7 protein-coding genes are annotated in these 7423 nt (G+C 69.9%); 5 read left to right on the forward strand and 2 right to left on the reverse strand.

The annotated features are described in order from the left end of the window. The 5 genes from H5J29_RS14590 to H5J29_RS14610 all read left to right on the forward strand — a co-directional run. Positions 1-190, forward strand: a 190-nt coding sequence (locus H5J29_RS14590) for an oligopeptide/dipeptide ABC transporter ATP-binding protein (RefSeq protein WP_376768534.1), incomplete at its 5' end; no start/stop codon positions are given. Positions 191-192: 2 nt separating this feature from the next. Beyond that, positions 193-1137 carry an ABC transporter permease gene (locus H5J29_RS14595; RefSeq protein ID WP_181781503.1) on the forward strand — a complete coding sequence of 315 codons (945 nt, stop codon included), beginning with the start codon at positions 193-195 and terminating at the stop codon, positions 1135-1137. A 35-nt stretch (positions 1138-1172) separates the two neighbouring features. After that, entirely contained in the window at positions 1173-2174 is a 1002-nt protein-coding gene (locus H5J29_RS14600) for an ABC transporter permease (RefSeq protein WP_181781504.1), read from the forward strand. A gap of 234 nt (positions 2175-2408) precedes the next feature. Then, positions 2409-3506: an amidohydrolase family protein gene (locus H5J29_RS14605; protein WP_312858226.1), complete on the forward strand. Its 1098-nt coding sequence runs from the start codon at positions 2409-2411 to the stop codon at positions 3504-3506. Positions 3507-3511: 5 nt separating this feature from the next. Beyond that, a complete protein-coding gene (locus tag H5J29_RS14610) occupies positions 3512-3775 on the forward strand; it encodes a hypothetical protein (RefSeq protein ID WP_181781506.1) in 264 nt (87 codons plus the stop codon). 102 nt (positions 3776-3877) lie between these two features. On the opposite strand, the gene H5J29_RS14615 is transcribed toward H5J29_RS14610, so the two are convergent. Both H5J29_RS14615 and H5J29_RS14620 read right to left on the reverse strand, forming a co-directional pair. Beyond that, entirely contained in the window at positions 3878-5449 is a 1572-nt protein-coding gene (locus H5J29_RS14615) for an ABC transporter substrate-binding protein (RefSeq protein ID WP_181781507.1), read from the reverse strand. Between the two features lie 296 nt (positions 5450-5745). After that, positions 5746-7224 carry an aldehyde dehydrogenase family protein gene (locus H5J29_RS14620; RefSeq protein ID WP_181781508.1) on the reverse strand — a complete coding sequence of 493 codons (1479 nt, stop codon included), beginning with the start codon at positions 7222-7224 and terminating at the stop codon, positions 5746-5748. Positions 7225-7423 lie beyond the last annotated feature (199 nt).

Below are 7423 nucleotides of genomic sequence, written 5' to 3' on the forward strand. Positions count from 1 at the left end.
CCAGCGGACGGCGGTGATGCAGCGCGGGGAGATCGTGGAGATCGGCAGCACCGAGAAGCTGTTCACCGACCCCGAGCACCCCTACACCCGACAGCTGGTCTCGGCCATCCCCAGCGCCACCCCCCGCCGTCGACGCCGAGGGGCGTCGGCGGTCCCGTCCGGCGCGGTGTCCGTCGAATCGAGGGCCTGACCATGGTGCGCATCGTCGTGCGGAGGCTGCTCTCCGCCATCCCGCTGCTGATCGCCCTGAGCCTGTTCGTCTTCGTCCTGCTCGACCTGATGGAGGGCGACGCGGCCCGGGCCGCCGCGGGGGAGAACGCGACCCCCGAGGAGATCGCCGCGGCCTCCGAGCGGCTGGGGCTCGACAAGCCCCTCCTGCTCCGCTACGTCCTGTGGCTCGGCAACGCGGTCCGTGGCGACCTCGGGGAGTCCCTGCTGTCCAGCCAGTCGGTGTCCGCCCTCATCTTCGAGCGGGTGCCGGTGACCCTGTCGCTGGCCCTCGTCACGCTCGTCATCGCCGTCCTCGTCGGGCTGCCGCTCGGGATCGCCGCGGCGCTGCGGCCGAACAGCGCGCTCGACCGGTTCGTCACGGCGATCGCGTCGGTGCTGATGGCGATCCCGCCCTTCGTCATCGGCCTCGTCCTCGTGCTGATCTTCGCGGTCAGCGCCTCCGTCTTCCCCGCCACCGGGTACAGCGCCCTGGGCGAGGAGGGGTTCGGCGAGTGGCTCAACCACCTCGTCCTCCCCGCCATCGCGCTCGCCGCGATCTCGGGCGCGGAGCTCGCCAGGCAGACCCGGGCCGCGATGGTCGACACCCTCGGCATGGACTTCGTCCGCACCGTGCGGGCCAAGGGGCTGCGCTCACCCATGATCGTCGGCAAGCACGCGCTCAAGAACGCAGGCGTCCCGATCGTGACGATCCTGGGGCTGCAGGCGAGCCGGGTCCTGGCCGGAGCGGTGACGGTCGAGTTCGTCTTCGCGCTGCCCGGGTTCGGGAGCCTCGCCGTGACCGCGGTCAACCAGCGCGACATCCCGGTGATCCTCGGGATCGTGATGGTGAGCGCCGTCGGCGTGCTGATCGTGAACCTGGTCGTGGACGTCTCCTACGGCTACTTCAACCCGAAGCTCCGGCGATGAGCACCGGACCAGACCACCTGACGGAGGAGCCGGTCATGACACAGGGTCCGCTCACCGAACCCGCCGCCGACGTCGACGGGGCGACCGCCGTCGCGGCGACCCCGCCTGGGTCGTCCACCTCCCCGGGTGCGGGCCGCCGCCGCGGCGCAGGCCGGGCGATGCGACAGCTCCGGCGGAACCGGTCGGCGATGGTGGCGCTCACCTTCCTGCTGCTGGTGGTGCTGGCGGCGGTGCTCGCGCCGTTGCTCGCTCCTGCAGACCCGGCGGCGCAGGACTTGATCAACCAGCTCCAGGGTCCGAGCTCGGAGCACCTGCTCGGCACCGACAACTTCGGGCGCGACGTCCTGTCGCGGCTGTTGTTCGGCGCACAGGTCACCCTGGTCGCGGTCCTGCAGGCACTGGTCATCGCTGCGGTGGCCGGCATCCCGCTCGGCCTGCTCGCCGGGTTCGTCGGCGGCCCGGTGGACGCGGTGCTCAGCCGGGTGTCGGACGCCCTGCTGAGCCTGCCGCCGTTGATCCTGGCCCTGGCCATCGTGGGCATCCTGGGCCCGGGGCTGACCAACGTCATGATCGCCATCGGCGTCGTGCTGGCCCCGCCGCTGTTCCGCCTCGCCCGCGGCGCGGCCCAGTCCGTGACGAGCGAGACCTACATCGAGGCGTGCCGGGCGATGGGCTGCTCACCGTGGCGGATCCTGTGGCGCCACGTGCTGCCCAACGCCAGCTCGCCGCTGCTGGTCCAGCTCACCTTCTCGGCAGGCGTCATCATCATCGCCGAGGCCAGCCTGAGCTTCCTCGGCCTCGGCGTGCAGCCCCCGGACGCCAGCTGGGGAACCATGTTGCGCGACGCGTTCGACGCCATCTACGAGTCCCCCTACTTCATGGTCGCCCCCGCCGTGATGATCGTGCTGACCATCCTGTCCTTCGCCGTCCTCGGCGACGGGCTGCGCGACGCACTGGAGGGCCGCGGGGTCTCGGTCCCGCGGGAGAAGCGCGGTGTGCGCGGGCTGATGCGGATGGCGACCACCCGCCGGGGCTGAGAAACATGCACTCTTCTCGACCGAGAGGGGGGTAACCCGACAAGGGGGCCGGTACGGCGCAGGCAGAGGCATCATCGCGTTGTGCGGTCGCCATCCCCGTGCGACAATGGCTACACGGTTTTGGTGCGCTCGCGCCGCGGTCGCGGCCCTGGCGAGCGCATCCAGTACACGCCGACGTCGACGTCAGCCACGGGAGGACCCATGCCGCTCCAGCCGGAGATGAAACTGATATCGGTGGACGATCATCTGATCGAACACCCGATGGTGTGGCAGGACCGCCTGCCGGAGGCCTACAAGGAGGCCGGTCCCCGCATCGTCGAGACCGAGTCCGGCCAGCAGCTCTGGCAGTACGAGGACCGTCGCTCCAGCAACATCGGCCTCAACGCCGTCGCGGGCAAGGACCCGACGCAGTACGGCGTCGACCCCATCCGGTACGACCAGATGATCCCCGGTTGCTACGAGCCGGAGGAGCGCCTCAAGGACATGGACATCGACGGCGTGTACTCGGGGCTCTGCTTCCCGACGTTCCCGCGCTTCGCCGGCACCACGTTCAACGAGGGCGTCGACAAGAAGCTGGCGCTGCTGTGCTCGCAGGCCTACAACGACTTCATGATCGACGAGTGGTCGGCCATCGACCCGGTCCGGCTGCCCCCGCTCGTGGTCCTGCCCTTCTGGGACGTCGAGGCGTCGGTGGCGGAGGTGTACCGCACCGCCGCCAAGGGGGCCAAGGCGATCACCTTCCCGGAGAACCCGGTTCCGTTGGGTCACCCGTCGTTCCACTCGGACCACTGGGAGCCGCTGTGGAACGCCATCGAGGAGACGGACCTCCCGCTGTGCCTGCACTTCGGCACGTCGCGGGAGATCCCGACCACCGCGCCTGACGCGCCCGAGGCGGTGTTCATCAGCCTGATGGGCACCAACTCGATGAAGGCGATGGCGGACCTGTGCTTCTCGCCGGTGTTCCACCGGCACCCGAACCTGAAGGTCTCCCTGTCCGAGGGTGGCATCGGTTGGATCCCCTACCTGCTGGAGCGGATGGACGACACCTGGGAGAAGCACCGCTTCTACCAGGCCATCAACCAGGAGGTGAAGCCCTCCGAGCTGTTCCGCCGCAACATCTGGGGCTGCTTCATCACCGACGACGTGGGCCTCGCGCTGCGCCACGACATCGGCCTGGACCGCATCACGTGGGAGTGCGACTACCCGCACTCCGACTCGCACTGGCCGAACAGCCGCAAGATGGTCGAGGAGTCGTTCATCGACATCCCGGACGAGGACGTGCGCGCCATCGTCGAGACCAACGCCGCGAAGCTGTTCAAGCTCAAGGTCTGATCCCCATGCCCTACCAGACACCGGACGACCTCGGGGTCCCCGAGCACGACCCGATCGCGGACGAGCAGGATCTCCTCACCGTGCTGGAGGCGGCCGCCCGGCTGCACGACCAGCTGGGGGAGGCCCGACAGCAGCTCGCCACCGCGGAGTCCGGGCCGGACTCCGCGCCGCAGCAGCGGCTCGACGCCCTGCACGACCGCATCGAGGTCCTCGAGCGGGGTCTCGAGCGGTACGACCGGCTCCGGCGGGAGCGTGCCGCGGGCCACTGAGGCCGGGCCCGCGTCGGCTGACCCGGCGCAGGGACCCCAGAGAGCGACAGCGAAACGCGCCGCGGAATCCTCCGCGGCGCGTTTCGCCGTCTCGGGTCGGGACTAGCTCGTGATGCCCACGTACCGGAGGTCGAAGATCCCCTGGTAGTCGGACCGACCCATCGAGTCGATCCCGGTGACCTTGTCGGTCGTCAGCAGGGTGGTGCCCTCACCGGCCATGAACACGTCGAAGGCCTGGTCGGTCGCCACGGTCTCGGCCTGCTCCAGGACCTTCGTCCGCTCGTCGTCCGACAGCCGCGGGTCGGAGGCCCGGTCGAGCGCCGCCGAGAACTCCGGCGGAGTCGGGTTCAGCAGCGTGCGGCTCGAGAGGTACGAGTTGGCGAGCGTGAGCCGCGGGGTCTCGAAGCCGACCCGGACGCCCGTAGAGAGGTCGAACTTCGACTCCTTCGTGTAGGCGGTGATGGAACCCAGGGCGTCCTGGTACTCGATGTTCACCTTCAGGCCCACCTTGCCGAGCTGGTCCTGCACGACCTTGGCGATGTCCTGGGCGGGGGAGTAGTTGGCCGAGACCATGTTGACCTCGTGGCCCTCGGGCACGCCCGCCTCCTGCAGCAGCTGCCTCGCCTTGGCGGGGTCGAACCCGTAGCTCGAGGTCGGCGTCGCGAGGAACCCCGCCTCGTTGGCGGCGAGCGGCTGCAGGTTGGGCTTCGCGTGCCCGTCCATGATCGCGTCGACGACCGCCTGGCGGTCCACGGCGTAGTTCAGTGCCTGGCGCACCCGGACGTCGCCCATGTACGGCCGGTACTGGTTGATGGCGAGCGCCTGCCGTGTGCCGGTGTTCTCGTAGGTGTGCACCGAGAACCCGGAGCCCAGCGACGAGGCCTCCTCGAACTGTTGGGTCTGGAGGAGCGTGACGTCCGACTGGCCCGACCGGATGTCGCTGAGCCGCGCGTTCGCATCCACCAGTCCGCGGATCACGATGGTCTTCGCCTTGCTCGCCTCCGGGTCCCAGTAACCCTCCCGGCGCTCGTAGGTGACGGAGTCGCCCTGCTTCACGCTGCTGACGGTGTACGCGCCGGAGCCCTGTGGCGCGACGTCGAGGTCCGGGTTGGCGAGCGCCTTGGGGTTGATGATGCTGCCGTAACCGGTGGAGAGCAGGTAGGGCAGGTCCGCGGCGGGTCGGCTCGTGGTGATCACGACCGTTGCCGGATCCGGTGCGTCGACCCGACCGATCGCCGAGAGATAGCTCTTGGCGGTCGACTTCGGCAGCGTCAGAGCGCGGTCCAGGCTCGCCTTGACCGCACTCGAGTCGAGCTTGCTCCCGTCGGAGAACGTCACGTCGTCTCGCAGGGCGAAGGTCAGCGTGGCGCCGTCCGGGCTGAACTCCCAGGACTCGGCCACCATCGGTGCGAGCTCCTGGCCCTTCTCGCCGTGCACCATCTGCGTGAGACGGTCGTAGACCGGTGAGATGTAGGGGAACTGCGCGACCTCGCTGGTGGGGGTGTGCGGATCCAGGGGGGTCGGGAGGATGACATAGGTCGCGCGCAGTGTCCCGTTGCGGTCCACCTCGCCCGTGCCACCGGCGGCGGAGTCGGTTCCGCCCCCGCCGCAGGCGGCCACCAGCAACAGCAGTGCCACGGCCCCCGCAGCCGTGCGCCATCGTGTGAAGGACATCGTTCCTCTTTCTCGATCTGACTTCGTCGTCCGGTCGGAGGAGGCGGCAGCCTCGTGGCGCAGAGTCCATTGTGGATCTGAAAGAGGTGCGAGAGTGCCGCGCGGAGGCGGGCCGCCGACCTACGGTGAGGTGTGCGGCGGCACGGCCCGGCCCGGGGCCGGTGGGCCCCCGAGCTTGGGTGAGTGTAGCGGGTCACACTGCTTTGACACCACTCTATTCTGGATCGTACGACGTCTACGTCCCGAGCGAGCGGTTCGAATGGTGGGATCGAGTCCTATCCGAGTACTGAATCCGCTCAGCGTGCAGACCACGTGATGCTCTTGGTCTGCAGGTACTCGTCGAGCCCGAACTCGCCCCACTCCCTGCCGAGGCCGCTCTGCTTGTACCCGCCGAACGCGACGCGCGGGTTGACACCCGCGCCACCGCCGTTGATCGAGACGCTGCCGGCCCGGATCCGGGTGGCGATCTCGTACGCGGCGGCGGTGTCGGCGCTCCAGACCCCGCCGGCCAGGCCGTAGGGGCTGTCGTTGGCGATCCGGACCGCCTCCTCGTCGGTGGAGAACGGGATGACGACGCCGACCGGGCCGAAGAACTCCGTCTGCGCGATCGTCATGGAGTTGTCGACGCCGGCGAACAGGGTGGGCTCCACGTAGTAGCCCTTGTCCAGGCCCGCGGGCCTGCCGCCGCCGGTGACGATCCGGGCGCCCTCCACCTCGCCGGTGCGGATCAGCTTCTCGACCTTGTCCCGCTGCGCCTCGCTGATCAGGGGGCCCATCGCGGTCGCGGGGTCCGACGGGTCCCCGACGGTGACTCCGGCCAGCCCGGCGCGGATCCGCTCGACCAGCTCGTCGTGCAGCGACTCGTGGACGATGGTGCGGGTCAGCAGGGAGCAGCCCTGGCCCGCGTGCACCGTCATCCCGCCGATGGCGCCGCGGACCGCGCCGTCGAGGTCGGCGTCCGCGCGGACGATGGAGGCGGACTTCCCGCCCAGCTCGAGGATGACCTTCTTCATCGTGCCCGCGGCCTGGGCGTAGACCATCCGGCCGACCGCGTCCGAGCCGGTGAAGCTGACGAGGTCGACCATCGGGTTCGTCGTGAGCTCGCGACCGGCCTCCACGTCGCCGGTCACGACGTTCAGCACGCCCGGCGGCAGGCCGGCGGCGTCGGCGAAGTCGCCGATGAGGAGGGACTCCAGCGGCGTGGTCGGGGCGGGCTTGAGCACGACGGTGCACCCGGCGGCCAGGGCGGGGACCAGCTTCATCATGCTGAGGAAGAACGGGAAGTTGTACGCCGAGATCAACGCGCAGACGCCGAAGGCCTCGCGGCGCATCTGCCCCTGGGCGATCCCGATGCCGGGGGCGACGAACGGGTCGACCGGACGGTCCCAGGCGAAGGTCGGCACCACCCGCTCGGCCATGTCCCGCAGGTGGGCCACGGGGATGCCGGTCTGGATGCTCTCGGCGAGCCAGCGCACCGAACCCGCCTCCGCCATGTTGACGGCGACGAGCTCCGGGAGCCGACGCTCCATCTCCTCGGCCATCCTGAGGAGGATCGCGGCGCGCTCGCGCGGCGCCATCCGCGGCCACGGGCCGTCGTCGAAGGCGGTCCGGGCGGCGGCGATCGCCCGTCGGACGTCGCCGGTCGCTGCTTGGGGAACCTCGGCGATGGGCTCCTCGGTGGCGGGGTTGAGCACCGTGACACGGGTCCCCGACTCGCCGTCGGTGCGGCGGCCATCGATGTACAGCTGCTGCGAGAACGAGAACGTCGTCGTCATATCGTCTCCTGGTCGAACGAGCTCGGTCGACCGGAGCTTACGACGGGAGGGTCCCCCTTGTCGCCCTTTCAGAACACTGAATAGGCAGCAACAGCGCCCCTGGTGCCCGCCTTCCGGCCGCGATGCGGGAGTTCGGTAGCCCGAGTAGTCCAACGACGGCTACGAGTCCCGGTCGTCGCGGACCCGGTCGGCCCGTCTG

This window comes from Pseudonocardia pini, from assembly GCF_013870575.1.
GTDB classification, from domain to species: domain Bacteria; phylum Actinomycetota; class Actinomycetes; order Mycobacteriales; family Pseudonocardiaceae; genus Pseudonocardia; species Pseudonocardia pini.